This is a genomic window from Neorhizobium galegae bv. orientalis str. HAMBI 540 (genome assembly GCF_000731315.1).
Classification (GTDB): Bacteria; Pseudomonadota; Alphaproteobacteria; order Rhizobiales; family Rhizobiaceae; genus Neorhizobium; species Neorhizobium galegae.
This window is the reverse complement of sequence record NZ_HG938353.1, coordinates 2918857-2933315: the sequence shown is the minus strand read 5'-3', so window position 1 is coordinate 2933315 and position 14459 is coordinate 2918857. Positions and strand designations below refer to the sequence as shown.

The window sequence follows — 14459 nt, the reverse complement described above, 5'->3', positions numbered from 1 at the left end:
TTTGTCGAATGCTAAGCAGTTGATCTTGAGACAAGTTTCCCCTTAAAAGCTCTGTTTTCTCGTGGCTCTCTCCCCAGTATCATGGATAGGATTGCCGCTACCATTTCGATAGCGGGCTGCTCGTATGTCGTCAGGTCATAGGCAGGGGAGGCGGCGAGGGGAGTATTGTCGAAACCGGCAATCGCAATATCATCCGGAATACGGAGTTTTAGGGTGCTGCGGACGTAATCGATCGCGCCGAAGGCCAGAGCATCGTTTTCACACATGAGAAGATCCGGCCATTGCTCGCGTGGGGTCTCCTGGAACAAGATCCTTGCGGCCTCAAATCCGTGTCCTGAACTGTAGGACGCCGCCGAAACACCAAGCACAGGCTTAGAGCTATGGGCCTCCCAGAAAGCGTTGAATGCGCGGCGCCGGCCCAACGCGGTGGAAAGGGTTTTGGCGCCGGACAGAAAAGCAGGACGTCGATATCCTTTAGAACTAAAATATTCGCATAGTTCTCGCATCGCCAGCGGCGTATCGCATGTGATCGCGGGGACATTCGGTATCTGGCTATCGCGGGCCAAAACGTAAAGCGGAGCCCCGCCCTGTATCCGGTCGTCCTCCAGCATCTCCGGTCGGAACGCCGTGCCGAACAAGATGATGGCATCGACTTGACGCTGACCGGCATCCAATAGCGCCTGCACGTGGTCGAAATGTTCGTTGATGTTGATAAGGACCGTCAACAAGCCTTCTGACTGAAGTTGCCAAGTCAAAATCTCGAGAACTGGCAGTTTGTGTGGGTTCTTAAAGTCATCGATCAGGATCGCGACCTGGTGCGTCAGGTTGGTCGCCAAGCTGCGTGCCAGCAAGTTCGGCCGGTAGTTCAGGTTCTCCGCGGCCTCCAGAACCCTTAATCGACTTTTCTCGGCGATCGAAGCCCCCGGCGTAAACGCGCGAATGACGGTCCACTTCGAGACACCTGCGGATCGCGCCACATCTTCCGCTGTTACTCGCTTCGCCATACTGACCTTATCCTGACTTATCGTGTGGAATGGATATTCCGTTGTGTCGAAAATTGGAATTATTGAGTTGACATATTGAGGCCAAATGATATGAATTTTACGGTTGCTACCGGTAGCAAAATTTATTGCCGCCTAGCAATGGAAACGGCGGGGGGAGGTCCACGTCGGATAGAGGAGTGACGCAGGCCTAGCCGCGTCAATGGGAGGAAAGAGCATGAAATCGCTTATCAAGAAACTCGCGCTCGGCGTTTCGATCGTTGCAGCCGTTGCGGGTACTGACAGTCTCGCATACGCAAAAGATATCAAGATCATCGCCGTCACGCATGGCCAGGCAAACGATCCATTTTGGTCGGTGGTCAAGAATGGCGTGACAGCCGGCGCCAAGGATGCCGGCGTTCAGGTCGATTATCGTGCGCCCGAAACATTCGATATGGTGGCTATGAGCCAGCTGATCGACGCCGCGGTGAACCAGAAGCCGGACGGGCTGATCGTGTCGATCCCGGATGCTTCGGCTCTCGGACGCTCGATCGAAAAGGCGGTCGCTTCCGGTATTCCGGTGATTTCCATCAATTCCGGGTCCGATGTTTCCAAGAAACTCGGCGCTTTGCTGCATGTCGGTCAAGACGAGTACGGCGCAGGTAAGGCTGCCGGTGAAAAACTGAAACAGATGGGTGGCAAGACTGGCATCTGCGTCAATCAGGAAGTCGGCAATGTCTCGCTCGACCTGCGTTGCAAGGGCTTCTCGGATGGCTTCGGCGGTACTGTTACCGTGTTGCCGGTGTCCAATGATCCGGCCGAAGTTCGCGCCAAGGTCAAAGCGTCACTGAGCGCCGACAATGCTATCGATACCATCATGGCTCTCGGTGCAAGCACCGCCGGTGAACCTGCGCTCGCAGCCGTCAAGGACGCTGGCAAGACCGGCAAGGTCAATGTGGCGACCTTCGATCTTTCGGCCAATTTCCTGAAAGCGGTTGCCGCCGGCGAAGCTGCCTTCGCGATCGACCAGCAACAGTTCCTGCAGGGCTATTTGTCGACCGTCTTCCTGGCCAATAACGCGAAATATGGCCTCATCCCCGGCGGCAACGTTCCATCGGGTCCGAACCTGATCACCAAGGATAAAGCGGCTCAGGTCGTCGATCTGTCGGCGAAGGGCATCCGCTAATCCACCCCCTGTCGCGTTAGCAAGTGTCGGCCGTTCCTTCAGCAGGAGGGGCTGCCGACCAACCCTACGCGTTGTCTGCATGGCTATGGCGTGCGACGCCCACGGGAGGAACCATGACTGAAACTAGCAAAATTCCAGCCACATCGATAAAATCTGACGAACGCCTCAAGAAGGTCAGTGTCCTGACAAGCCTGATGCGGCGCCCCGAACTTGGCGCAGTCGCGGGCCTCGTCATGGTGGTGATCTTTTTCTTCTTTACCGCCGATGCGTCGATGTTTTCGTTGTCGGGAATGATGACCATCCTGGCGCCGGCATCCCAGCTGGGGATTCTTGCCATTGCAGCATCCATGCTGATGATCGGCGGAGAGTTCGATCTCTCCATCGGCTCGATGGTAGCCTTCGCCGGCCTGATTTTCGGTGGCCTGCTGGTCAATTTTGGCCAGCCACTTTGGATCGCGATCCTATTTACCTTGCTCTTCGCAGCCCTGCTTGGCGCCGTGAACGGTCAGATCGTCATCCGCACCCGGCTTCCCTCGTTCATTGTCACCTTGGCTTTCCTGTTCATCCTGCGCGGACTGACACTTGTCGGCCTCAAATGGGCGACCGGCGGATCGACGCAGCTTCGCGGTATCAGCGAAGCTGTTGGAGACACCTCTATTGCTGGCCTGTTTTCAGGCCTCGCCTTCCAGGATTTCTTCGCGTGGCTTGCCGAAAACAACCTGATCGAGAAATTCGACAACGGCATGCCGAAGGTCGCGGGCGTGCCTGTCTCCGTGGTCTGGTTCGTCGGTCTTGCCGGCGTTGCGACGTGGGTCCTGCTGCGCACCCGGGTCGGAAACTGGATCTTTGCCGTCGGAGGTGATGCCAATGCCGCTCGAAACTCCGGTGTACCGGTCGATCGCGTCAAGACCGGGCTTTTTGCCTTGACCGCATGCGCGGCTGCTCTCGTCGCCATCATCACGGTATTGGATGCCGGATCGACGGACGCACGACGCGGTTTCCAGAAGGAGTTCGAAGCCATCATCGCAGCCGTCATCGGAGGAAGCCTTCTGACAGGCGGTTACGGCTCGGCCATAGGTGCCTTTTTCGGAGCAATCATCTTCGGCCTCGTTTCCATCGGCCTCACCTATACGAAGTTCGACTCCGACTGGTTTCAGGTCTTTCTCGGCACCATGCTGCTGCTTGCCGTCCTCTTCAACAACTTCATTCGCCGCAAGGTTACAGGGGAGCGCTGAGCATGGTCGACATCCAATCCAATTCGCCGGCCCCGATCATCGAAGCCAAGGACATCGTGAAGCACTATGGCTCCGTCATTGCGCTGTCGGGAATCTCGATGAAGGTGCTGAAAAGCGAAGTTCTCTGCCTGCTCGGTGACAATGGCGCCGGCAAGTCGACGCTGATCAAGACGCTGTCCGGCGTGGTCAAGCCTTCCGGTGGCGAGCTGCTCGTCGATGGAAAGCCAGTCACGTTCTCCAGCCCGCGCGATGCGCTCGATGCTGGCATCGCCACCGTCTACCAGGATCTGGCCATGATTCCGCTCATGTCCGTAACGCGTAACTTCTTCATGGGGCGTGAGCCACGCAAGGGTATCCCGCCCTTCCGCTACATCGACTTCAAACATTGTGATGCGGTGACGCGGGAGGAGATGCACAAGATCGGCATCGACGTGCGTGACCCGAACCAGGCGGTCGGAACCCTATCCGGCGGCGAACGGCAATGCGTGGCGATCGCGCGTGCGGTCTATTTCGGGGCGAAGGTTCTCATTCTCGACGAGCCGACATCTGCGCTGGGCGTGGCACAAACGTCCATGGTTCTCAAATACATCAACCATGTGCAGCAGAAGGGCCTTGGGGTCATCTTCATCACGCACAATGTGCGCCACGCTTTCGCGGTCGGCAACCGCTTCACCATCCTCAATCGCGGCAAGACGCTGGGCACCTATGCCAAGAGCGAGATTTCCATCGATGAGCTTCAAAACATGATGGCCGGCGGCAAAGAGTTGCAGGCGCTCTCCAACGAGCTCGGCGGCACCATCTAATTCACGAAACAGGATTGCAATGATGACAGAAGAGCACGCACATCCAGGGGGCTTCACGCTGGCTGTCTGCGCGGAAATGATTTTTCGCTCTTTGCCGTTCACGGAGCGGCTGAAGCGGATCACCGAGCTTGGCTTCGTCGCCGAGATCTGGGACTGGACCAAGCATGATATTCCTGCTCTTGCCCGGTCCGGCGCGACGTTCTCGTCGATGACGGGGTACATCACCGGCACGCTTGCGGACGATGAGGGCGCCGATGAACTTATCAGGACGGCGCGCCTGTCTATCACTGTTGCCAAGGAACTCGGTTGCCCCCGGCTCAATTTGCACGGGACGGGTCTCGACGGGCAGGGGCTGCCGGTGCTCAAGTCGGAGGGCGTCACCGGCGCGATGTGGCTGAAGGCACGCGACACCCTTAATCGCATTGCGGATCTCGGTGAGGAAGAAGGCGTGACGTTCGTTCTTGAGAACCTCAACGAAGCAGTCGATCACCCGAAAACGCCGTTCGCCAAGGCCGCCGACACGATCGCCCTGGTCTCTGCGATCAATCGCCCGTCGCTGAAGCTCAATCTCGATCTTTACCACGCCCAGATCGGCGAAGGGAATCTCATCGAGCTCTGCCGCCAGGCGCTGCCGTTCATCGGCGAAATCCAGGTGGCGGATGTGCCCGGCCGCATGGAGCCCGGCACCGGAGAGATCAATTTCCCGGCCATCGCCCGCGCGTTGAACGCCATGGGCTACACCGGCGTCATCGGGCTTGAGGCCTGGCCGGCCGAGGACGACGAGCTGGCGCTGAGCCGCTTCCGCCAAGCCTTTACCCTTTAACACTCTCCTCGCTGCGCGGCCGTTTGTCAGGCCCGTGCGATCACATGTCAGAAGGAACGAAAATGCTGAAAGTTGGTCTTCTCGGCGCGGGGCGGATTGGAAACGTCCACGCCAAAGCGATCACGTCCAATCCCGGAAGTGCGCTGGTCGCGGTTTCGGATGTCAACACGGACGCCGCCACAAAGCTCGCGTCTCGGTATGGAGCCGAGGCTGCTTCCAGCCTCGACATCATCAACGATCCCGCCATCGACGCTGTGCTCATCGCCACATCGACGGACACCCATTCGGACTTGATAGAGGCGGCGACGAGGGCCGGCAAGGCGGTGCTGTGCGAGAAGCCCGTCGATCTCAGCCTCGAACGGGCCCGCGCCTGCCAGATCGCAGCAGCTGCCACGGGCAAGCCCGTGATGATCGGCTTCAACCGCCGCTTCGATCCGAACTTCGCGGCGCTCAAGGCTGCCGCGGACCGGGGCGATATCGGCAAGACGGAGCTTCTGTCGATCACCTCCTTCGATCCGGCGCCGCCTCCGGTGTCCTACATCAAGGTTTCCGGCGGCCTGTTCCGGGATATGATGATCCACGACTTCGATATGGCCTGCTGGATCTTCGGTGGAGCGCCCGAGACGGTGACGGCCATCGGAAGCTCGATCGTCGATCCCGAGATCGGTGCGGCGGGCGATGTCGACACCGCCGCCGTCACGCTCAAGTTCGCCGATGGCCGCATCGCCGTCATCAAGAACAGCCGTCGCGCGGTCTACGGATACGATCAACGCATCGAGCTGCTGGGCTCCGACGGGCTGCTGTCCGCCGGCAACATCCTGGAGAACACCATCACCAAGTCCACCCGGGACGGAGTGACGGGCGCCAAGCCGGAATTCTTCTTCCTCGAGCGCTATATGCGCGCCTATTCCATTGAGTGGAATGCGTTTGTCGATGCCATCACGTCCGGATCGGCACTGCCGGTTTCGCTGGATGACGGCGTCAATGCGCTTGCGTTGGCGGAAGCGGCGACACGGTCACTCGCGTCGGGGCAATCCGTCAGCCTCGCCGAAATACTCTAGGCGAGGATTTGATGTGAACACACTTGGCATTGGACTGATTGGTACCGGGTATATGGGGAAGTGCCATGCGTTGGCATGGAACTCGGTCGCGGCCACTTTCGGCACGGACATCCGACCGCGCCTCGTTCATCTCGGCGAGGTCAATGAGACCCTTGCGAAACAGCGCGCAACCGAATTCGGTTTTGAGAAATCCTCGGGTGACTGGCGTGCCGTGATCGATGATCCCGACGTTCAGATCGTTTCAATCACCTCGCCGAACCAGTTCCACAAAGATATGGTGATTGCGGCGCTCGATGCGGGCAAGCATGTCTGGTGCGAAAAGCCCATGTCCACTGGGCTGCAAGACGCCGAGGCCATGCTGATGGCTGCAGAGCGCACCGATCGTCTTTGCGTCCTTGGTTACAACTACATTCAGAGCCCTGCATTCAGGCAGATCGAAACGCTGGTGAAGAACGGGCGGATCGGGCGTGTCACCAATATCCGCGTCGAGATGGACGAAGACTTCATGGCAGCGCCGGACATGCTGCATTCGCTCAAGCATCGGGCCGAGTCCGGCCATGGAGCACTCGACGATTTTGCCGTGCATCCCTTGTCTCTGCTGCAGCGCCTGTGCGGTCTTCCTGTGGAGGTTATGGCCGATGCGGCGCGTCCCTACGAGACGCTGAAGGATGCTCATGGTGTTGATAAGAAGGTGGAGACCTTTGATATCGCCTCTGCGCTGATGCGTTTTCGGGACGGGCTAACAGGAACGTTGATCGTCAATCGGTCTGCCTGGGGGCGCAAGGGACGGATTGCACTTCAGATCCTCGGGACAGAGGGGTCCATTCTTTTCGATCAGGAGCGGGCCAACGAATTCCAACTGTACCAACGCTCGGACGAGTTAGAAATACAGGGTTTCCGGACCGTCCTGATCGCACCCATCCACACACCGTACAATCATTTCGTACCCGCACCCGGCCATGGCCTTGGCTTTAACGAACTCAAGGTTATCGAGGCCAACGAGATCCTGAAGGCGCTGAGCGGCAAACCCGCGAGGCTCGTGGATTTTTCGGACGGCATCCAGATCGAGAGAGTGGTCCACGCCATGGCCCAATCACATGCCAGCGGCAAATGGACCAGCACACTCGGCTAATGCAGATCGCCCGAAAGCGTGCAGCGATTTCGGCGACAGAGGGGCGTGTTGCGCAAAATAGATATGCCACGTAGTATACTACTGGCGTGGCATGTATCGAAACATGCTGATCGGGATTGGCGCAATCGAATTCCATGTTAGAAATCATCGCCCGTCTTTTCGGCACTGGAGATAAATCCATGGCCAAGCAGAGGCGTTGGGCCCCGCGGGGGTATGGAGAAAGATGTGAACAGGACTGGCAGGTCGGCGGTTTCGTCTGAAAAGCGTGGGAAATCGCTGACGGAGCAGGCCTACGCGATATTGCGCGAGCGCGTAATAACGGGTGAACTTCCGCCTGGTGTGGACGTTTCCGAGCCGGAGCTGGCTGATCAGCTGCAGATGAGCAAGACGCCGGTGCGAGAAGCGCTCGCGCGGCTTTGCGTCGAAGGGTTGATGGAGGCTTTTCCCCGTCGCGGCTATCGTGTTACTCCGGTGACTCTGAAGGATATGGACGACCTTTTTGCCGTTCGGGGCGTTCTCGAAGGGACCGCTGCGGCTCTGGCCGCGCAAAGCCTGACTGAAGACGAACTCGATGCGCTCGATCGGCTGGCGGATGCCAGTTACGTCGTCGGTGAAGATGTCAGCACCAAAACGTTCGTGACGTCGAACGAGACGTTTCATTCCGCGATTGCTCAGGGGTCTCGCAATCCGCGTCTGCATTCGCTGGTGATGAGTCACCTGGAGGAATGCGCCCGGCTTTTCTACATGGGAACACGAATCCGCGACATTAATCCGGAGACGCTTAACGACCACCATTGTATCGTGGCGGTTCTCAGGCAGCGTGACGGCGAGAAGGCCCGGCTTGCGATGATCGAGCACAACGAGAATACCCGCAAGGGTCTGTTCGCGGCGATGGTCGCCAATCCGCAGCCAGGCATCTCGCTTTAGCGGGCTGTTTCTGGCGTTTGAGGTGTCAGTTCTGCTTCACGACTGCGGGCTGCTGAAGATCTGCACGCGCGAGCCTACTTCGAAGATCTCTCCCAGATACATGACCGCGACGCGATGGCTGGCGCGTTCCACTACGGCCATATCTGTCAAGTGATCGTAAGATATTACGTAAGATATTTCATCTTGCCAAGAAGGTTCGAATGAAGGAGGATAATTTCAAGGAGTGACCGTTTCCGGGAGATGGTGTCATGGCCGATGACATTCGCAAATCAGTTCTTCTCACGCCGCTCAACCTGGACGGGTTGCGCAAATCCGGCGCGGATGTGACGGTTCTGGCAGTCCATTCGATCAACCCTTATACCGGCCAGCCGTCCTTCAAGGGGCAGCGGATCGAAGGCGCGGTCGATACGGAAGCCTATTCTGATTTTCAATCGCCACCCTCCGCGGAGGGTGGGCAGCGCCCGCTTCCCGAGATCAATATCCTGCAGGAAAAGGCGCGCCGATGGGGGCTGCGGCCGGAAAGCACGATCATCATCTATGACGGGGACCGCAGCATGACGGCTGCCCGCGCCTGGTGGGTGCTGAAATGGGCGGGTCTGCCGGATGTCCGCGTATTGGACGGTGGGTTTCCTGCCTGGGTATCGGCCGGCCTTCCGACGACGGACGCCGTTACCGCTGTCCAGCCAAGCACGATTGTATTGTCGCCGGGGCATATGCCTGAGTTTGACGCCAGCGATGCTCTTCGCTTCGGGATAGAGGGAATACTTCTCGATGCGCGCATTCGGCCTAATTACATCGGTGGTCCCGTTGCGGAGGGCCAGCCTGCGCGGGGGCATATTCCGCATGCGATCAGCGCGCCTGCCCCAGATAACGTTACCGACTATGGCAACTTCACCGACAGCGCTACGCTGAGGGAGATGTACCGTGCGCTCGGCGTCGATGGCTCTTGCGACGTCGGCGTTTATTGCGGTGCCGGCATGTCGGCCGCACACACCGTGCTTGCGCTTGCCGCCATCGGATTACCGGCGGCTATGTATCCCGGATCGTGGTCCGCATGGGTTTCAGATACGACGCGTCCCGTGATTACGGGTGCCGATCCTTTCTGATTGAAGGATGCTCAAACGGCGAGCGTTTTTGGCGTGAAATTCTCCTATTGCGGGCGGCTGTAGACAGGGACTGCTCATTTAGCACAAAAAATATGCGTAAATATTCTTTGTCTAAAGCAGCGCCACTTCGACTTTACAGGCTTAAATTCGATTGATATATCTCGTAGTATATCAGTTGGGCGCAGGCTCTGATTGATGCGATGTACGGGAACGGGTTCCAAAGAGCCCATGGCCAGAGAAGGGTCGTAGCATGAATATCTGGAAGGGTTTTGCGGCAGCAGTGGTCGCCGTGCCGCTGATATCGGCAGGCACATACGCGCGGGCTCAAGATCAATCGAAGACGCTTGTCGTCGCGGTTCCTTCCGATCCGGTCGGCCTTGAGCCCGGCGGCAACAAGGCGGAGCCTGTCGGCAGCGAAATCATCCTCAACGTCTTCGATACGCTGGTCGCCTGGACGTCGCCGGAATTCAAGCAGCTCGAAGGCCGTCTGGCGACGAACTGGACCATTTCGGCCGACGGCAAGGAATTTACCTTCAAGCTGCGGGATGGCGTCAAGTTCCAGGACGGCACACCTTTCGATGCGGCGGCGGTGAAGTTCTCGCTGGAGCGCACCAAGGCCACCAATTCCTACGTCAAGGCGACGTTCGACCTGATCAAGGATATCGCCGTCGTATCCCCGACCGAGGTGAAGATCACGCTTTCCGCCGCTTACCCGGCCTTCCTGTCCATTCTCGCGCAGCCGCAATCGGCCATCGTCAGCCCCGCGGCCGTGCAGAAATTCGGCGACAAGTTCGCCGCCAATCCGGTCGGTACCGGTCCGTTCGTCTTCAAAGGTGCGCAGGCCGATACGAATGTCGTTCTGGAAGCCAATCCGGACTATTTCCGGGGTGTCCCGAAGCTTTCGAAGATCATCTATCGCGTCATTCCGGACGCCTCCACCCGCCGTCTGGAGCTTGAGAGCGGCGGTGTCGATATCGTTCAGCAGCAGGGCCAGCTGTCTGCAATCGCGGCCGAGGACATCGAGGCGCTGAAGAAGAACAAGAACATCAAGATCCTGGAGACGTCGAGCCAGATCATTCGTCAGCTCGAATTCAACAACAGCAAGAAGGACGGCCCGTTCGCGAACGTCAAGGTTCGCCAGGCGATTACGCATGCGATCGACTACGACGGACTCCTGAACGGCGTTTTCGGCGGCACGGCCGAACGCGTCTATGGTCCGCTGACCACCAATAGCTGGGCCTTTAACCCCAAGATGAAGGAACTGGCTCCGAAATACGATCCGGCGCTCGCCAAGAAGCTGCTGGCGGAGGCCAAGGTCGATCCGTCGAGCCTTGATTTGAAGCTCTACAGCTTCCAGGGGCCGCTCTGGGGTGCCGTTGCCACCTTCGTGCAGGCGAACCTAGCCGATATCGGCATTAACGCCACAATCCAGCAGACCGAGTTCCCGGCGCTGCGTGCGCTGCAGACTTCCGGGCAGTTCGACGTTGCGCTCGACGGACGCCAGCCGTGGTACAACGACCCAGACGCCCACATCACCATCGGTTATCTGTCGTCGCTCGCCAACACGGCCATGACCTTCCGCATGCCGGAAGATAAGGTGCTCGACGATCTTATCCTGAAGGCTCAGCAGACCTCCGACCTGGAAGCCCGCAAGCAGCTTTACTTCCAGGTGCAGGAAGAGATCGCCAAGAAGGTTCCGGGCGCCTATCTGTTCAGCCCCAAGCTGATCGTTTTCGAGCGAGCCAACGTCGAGGGCCTTGTGGTCAATAGCGCGCCGCCGCTTAACGAATATTGGTCCGTCTCCAAGAAGTGATAGTCTTCTCCCAAGACTAAGGCGGGCAGTCTTCGGACTGCCCGTCTCCTTGCTTTCCCTGTTCTGGCGCGACGGGAAGGCGTCTATCCGCCGGTGCGGGCGGCTTTGCAAATGAGTTGGAGAGCATGGCGAGTTTCATCATACGCCGCCTGATCGCGCTGATACCCGTCATGTGCATCGTGCTGGTGATTGTCTTTTCACTGGTCCGGTTGATACCCGGCGATCCGGCCGTGACGCTGCTCGGTCCGGGTGCGACGAAGGAGCAGATCGACGCACTGCGTGCCCAGCTCGATCTCGATCAGCCTGTGGTCCTGCAATTTGCCAACTACGTATTTGGTCTGTTGAAGGGTGATCTCGGTTTCTCCCTGAAGTCAGGCCTACCCGTGACAGGCGAAATCCTGACGCGCCTGCCGGCGACGATCGAGCTTTCGGTTCTGGCCGTCATCGTCGCCATCATCCTTGGCATCCCGATCGGGGTGCTGTCGGCCGTCCGGCCCAACTCCATCTTCGACCACGTTACCCGGGTCGTCTCGCTAGTCGGGGTGTCGATGCCTGCCTTCCTGCTGGCGCTCATCCTGCAGCTGATCTTTGCGACCTATCTTGGCTGGCTGCCAGTATCGGGACGGATGAGTTCCTTTTTGACGGCGGAAACCGTGACCGGTTTCGCCATTCTCGACGGCATCATTACCGGTAATTTCGCGGCGGCATGGAGTGCGGTTCAACATCTCATTCTGCCGACTGCTGTGCTCGCCTCGTTTCTCGCCGCCACGCTCGGCCGCTTCGTGCGCAATACCATGCTCGACGTGATGGGTGAGGATTTCATCCGCACCGCCAGGGCCAAGGGGTTGCGGCGTTCGAATGTCGTGCTGAACCACGGCCTGCGCAATTCACTGCTGCCGGCGATCACCGTCATTGGCCTGAAATTTGCGGAAATGCTCGGCGGTGCGATCCTGACCGAGACGATCTTCGCCTGGCCGGGCATTGGCCGCTACATGTTCGAAGCGATCAAGAACCGGGACTATCCGGTCATCCAGGGCACGACGCTGGTCTTCGCCCTGATGTTCGTCCTCACATCCATCATCGTGGATCTGCTCTATGGAGTCCTCGATCCGCGCATCCGCAGGAAGATGGAGTGATCATGCGTGAACTGCTGATCTTCTTGCGGCGCAATAAGCTGGCCGTGGTCGGCCTTGCCATCCTCGTCGCCCTCGTTGGCCTGATCACCGTCGGTCCACTGGTTTCGCCCTATACGCCGACCAAGCTCGATATCCTCCACAAGCTGGACGCCCCGACCTTTGCCCACTGGCTTGGTACCGACGCCTTCGGCCGCGATGTACTGACCCGCATCATGTATGGTGGCCGAGCGACGCTGACCATCGGCGTCGGCGTGGTCGCCATCGCCTTCGTGATCGGCGTCTTCTTCGGGATGCTGGCAGGCTTCGTGGGAGGTTGGCCCGACAGCATCATCATGCGTATCGTCGATGCTATTCTGGCTTTCCCGGCGCTGGTACTGGCGATCGCGCTTGCCGCGGCTTTCGGGCCGAGCCTCCAGAATGCCATGCTAGCTGTTGCCATCACGCTGGCGCCGCAGTTCGCACGGGTCGCGCGCAGCCAGGCGTTGAGCATTTCCGTCAAACCTTATGTGGAGGCCGCAGTTTCACTTGGTCTGCCGACCCATCGAATCCTGCTGCGCTACATCTTCGTCAACGGGCTAGGGCCTTTGCTGGTGCAGTCGACGCTGGCGCTCGGCAGCGCCATCCTGCAAACCGCCAGCCTTGGATTCCTGGGTCTCGGTGCCCAGCCCCCGCTGGCCGAATGGGGTGCTGACGTTTCAGCCAACCTGCAATTTGTCCGCAGCGCCGCCTGGGTGGCTCTCGCTCCCGGCATGGCGATCCTGTTGGCCGTTCTGTCGTTCAACCTGATCGGCGATAGCCTGGCGGATTGGTTCAATCCGCGTCGCCGCAACGAACTCGATTGAGGTTGCCCGTGAGCACGCTTACCATCAGTCTGGAAAAAGTGGATTTCCTGCCGCCGACGCGGGTCACCGACGATACCAGCGTGCTGACGCTGAAGAACCTCGTTTTCGAACCGCTGCTGAAATGGGACGACGGTTTCGTGCGGCCGGCGCTGTTCGACCGCTGGACCCACTCGGTTGACGGCCGCGAATGGCGTTTCCATATCCGCGAAGGCGCGATCTTCCATGACGGTAAGCCATGCGTGGCGGAAGACATCATCGGCTTCCTCGATGGCATCCTGGAAGCCGTCGATACGTTCGGCATGAAGTGGTCCTATGCGCGCTACCTCAAGGATGCGCGCCTCACGGCGGAGGGGCCGGACGTCGTGCGTGTCGAAAATCCCGATCCTATCGCCGATATCCTCGACATCTTTTCCGAATTCTACATCTGCCGTTTCGATGCTGACGGTCGGCCTATCCTCGGTACGGGGCGTTATCGGGTGGTGGAATTCGAACCGCTGAAGCGCGCAATACTGGAGCGGGTGAACGGCAAAGTCGGACCGCAGCGCATCGTGGCGCTGGCGGAAAAACATGCGGAAGCGCGCTATGCGCAGCTCAGGGACGGCAATATCGATGCCGCGCTCAATCTGGAACGGGTGGAAGGCCGCCTCGTGTTCGACACTGCCTTTGATTGGGGCAGGGCGATCAATACGCTGTCGGTCATGTATTATCTGAATTGCAGCCAGGGCGTCTTCCGCTCGGCGCAGGCGCGACTTGCTGTCAACCATGCTGTGAATACTGCAGCGATTGCCGAAGAGATTTTCCATGGTCTTGCCGTGCCATCCTCGACCATCGTCAGCCCCTTCCATCTCGGTGCCGGCAAGGCGAACCTCTCTCCCATCGGCTACGATCCGGAAAAGGCGAAACGGCTGCTCGATGATGTCGATGCGAGCGGACCGATCCGGCTGCGCACGCCAACCTTCATGCCCGAACGTTCACCGGCAGTGAGCCGTTTCGTGGCGGCTTCGCTGGAGGCGGTAGGGCTCGAGGTCAAGGTCGAGACGGAGCTCGACCGGCCGGAATATGCGCGCCAGATTGGCCGCAAGGAAATGGGCGACATGGCGATCTTCGATTCCTCGCCGCACAGCACCTACCGTATCCTGAACGACAAGATTTCAGCCAAGACAAAAGCCGTATGGTGGCAGGGTTACGACGACCCGGAGACCGAGGCGCTGATCGCAGCCGCCAACCGCGCCGTCGATGATGCCGACCGGGAACTGGGCTATGCGCGCTGTCTGACCCGACTTCATCAGAACCCGCCCTGGCTTTATCTCGTTCATCCCATCGATGTCTTTGCGGCGCGTAAAGACATCGGCGGGCTATCGATCGATCACAAGGGCACGCTCAACATTCGCTGAGCCCCAACATTCGCCGAGCCA

The 14459-nt window shown here is 59.0% G+C and carries 13 protein-coding genes; 12 read left to right on the top strand and 1 reads right to left on the bottom strand.

Annotation, left to right across the window (positions count from 1 at the left end; all coding sequences use genetic code 11):
• Window positions 1–11: 11 nt before the first annotated feature.
• Window positions 12–1004, bottom strand: coding sequence for a LacI family DNA-binding transcriptional regulator (locus RG540_RS14550; RefSeq protein ID WP_038589195.1), 993 nt, complete (start codon window positions 1002–1004; stop codon window positions 12–14).
• Window positions 1005–1218: 214 nt separating this feature from the next.
• Between RG540_RS14550 and RG540_RS14545 the strand changes: the two genes are divergently transcribed.
• The 12 genes from RG540_RS14545 (at window position 1219) to RG540_RS14490 (ending at window position 14438) form a co-directional block, all read left to right on the top strand.
• Complete coding sequence (locus RG540_RS14545) at window positions 1219–2166, top strand: sugar ABC transporter substrate-binding protein (RefSeq protein WP_038589192.1); 948 nt, start codon at window positions 1219–1221, stop codon at window positions 2164–2166.
• A 113-nt stretch (window positions 2167–2279) separates the two neighbouring features.
• Window positions 2280–3401 carry an ABC transporter permease gene (locus tag RG540_RS14540; RefSeq protein WP_038589189.1) on the top strand — a complete coding sequence of 374 codons (1122 nt, stop codon included), beginning with the start codon at window positions 2280–2282 and terminating at the stop codon, window positions 3399–3401.
• 2 nt (window positions 3402–3403) lie between these two features.
• Entirely contained in the window at window positions 3404–4204 is an 801-nt protein-coding gene (locus RG540_RS14535; protein WP_038589186.1) for an ATP-binding cassette domain-containing protein, read from the top strand.
• 19 nt (window positions 4205–4223) lie between these two features.
• On the top strand, window positions 4224–5027 hold the full coding sequence (locus RG540_RS14530) for a TIM barrel protein (RefSeq protein WP_038589183.1): 804 nt from the start codon (window positions 4224–4226) through the stop codon (window positions 5025–5027).
• A gap of 62 nt (window positions 5028–5089) precedes the next feature.
• Window positions 5090–6088, top strand: coding sequence for an inositol 2-dehydrogenase (gene iolG / locus RG540_RS14525; RefSeq protein ID WP_038589180.1), 999 nt, complete (start codon window positions 5090–5092; stop codon window positions 6086–6088).
• Between the two features lie 13 nt (window positions 6089–6101).
• The gene (locus tag RG540_RS14520) at window positions 6102–7220 is read left to right on the top strand and encodes a Gfo/Idh/MocA family protein (RefSeq protein ID WP_038589177.1); all 1119 of its coding nucleotides are present in this window, start codon (window positions 6102–6104) and stop codon (window positions 7218–7220) included.
• A gap of 225 nt (window positions 7221–7445) precedes the next feature.
• Window positions 7446–8147 carry a GntR family transcriptional regulator gene (locus RG540_RS14515; protein WP_244446567.1) on the top strand — a complete coding sequence of 234 codons (702 nt, stop codon included), beginning with the start codon at window positions 7446–7448 and terminating at the stop codon, window positions 8145–8147.
• A gap of 248 nt (window positions 8148–8395) precedes the next feature.
• Window positions 8396–9253 (top strand): sulfurtransferase, encoded by an 858-nt coding sequence (locus RG540_RS14510; RefSeq protein WP_038589174.1) that lies wholly within the window; start codon window positions 8396–8398, stop codon window positions 9251–9253.
• Window positions 9254–9503: 250 nt separating this feature from the next.
• On the top strand, window positions 9504–11066 hold the full coding sequence (locus RG540_RS14505; protein ID WP_038589171.1) for an ABC transporter substrate-binding protein: 1563 nt from the start codon (window positions 9504–9506) through the stop codon (window positions 11064–11066).
• A 125-nt stretch (window positions 11067–11191) separates the two neighbouring features.
• A complete protein-coding gene (locus tag RG540_RS14500) occupies window positions 11192–12202 on the top strand; it encodes an ABC transporter permease (protein WP_038589168.1) in 1011 nt (336 codons plus the stop codon).
• 2 nt (window positions 12203–12204) lie between these two features.
• Window positions 12205–13044, top strand: coding sequence for an ABC transporter permease (locus RG540_RS14495; protein WP_038589165.1), 840 nt, complete (start codon window positions 12205–12207; stop codon window positions 13042–13044).
• Window positions 13045–13052: 8 nt separating this feature from the next.
• Entirely contained in the window at window positions 13053–14438 is a 1386-nt protein-coding gene (locus RG540_RS14490; protein ID WP_052755227.1) for an ABC transporter substrate-binding protein, read from the top strand.
• Window positions 14439–14459: the final 21 nt, after the last annotated feature.

Bases quoted from the DNA above. Each gene is read 5' to 3' on its own strand.
- RG540_RS14550 (WP_038589195.1), bottom strand. From the start codon at position 1,004: ATGGCGAAGCGAGTAACAGCGGAAGATGTGGCGCGATCCGCAGGTGTC.
- RG540_RS14545 (WP_038589192.1), top strand. From the start codon at position 1,219: ATGAAATCGCTTATCAAGAAACTCGCGCTCGGCGTTTCGATCGTTGCA.
- RG540_RS14540 (WP_038589189.1), top strand. From the start codon at position 2,280: ATGACTGAAACTAGCAAAATTCCAGCCACATCGATAAAATCTGACGAA.
- RG540_RS14535 (WP_038589186.1), top strand. From the start codon at position 3,404: ATGGTCGACATCCAATCCAATTCGCCGGCCCCGATCATCGAAGCCAAG.
- RG540_RS14530 (WP_038589183.1), top strand. From the start codon at position 4,224: ATGATGACAGAAGAGCACGCACATCCAGGGGGCTTCACGCTGGCTGTC.
- iolG (WP_038589180.1), top strand. From the start codon at position 5,090: ATGCTGAAAGTTGGTCTTCTCGGCGCGGGGCGGATTGGAAACGTCCAC.
- RG540_RS14510 (WP_038589174.1), top strand. From the start codon at position 8,396: ATGGCCGATGACATTCGCAAATCAGTTCTTCTCACGCCGCTCAACCTG.
- RG540_RS14505 (WP_038589171.1), top strand. From the start codon at position 9,504: ATGAATATCTGGAAGGGTTTTGCGGCAGCAGTGGTCGCCGTGCCGCTG.
- RG540_RS14500 (WP_038589168.1), top strand. From the start codon at position 11,192: ATGGCGAGTTTCATCATACGCCGCCTGATCGCGCTGATACCCGTCATG.
- RG540_RS14495 (WP_038589165.1), top strand. From the start codon at position 12,205: ATGCGTGAACTGCTGATCTTCTTGCGGCGCAATAAGCTGGCCGTGGTC.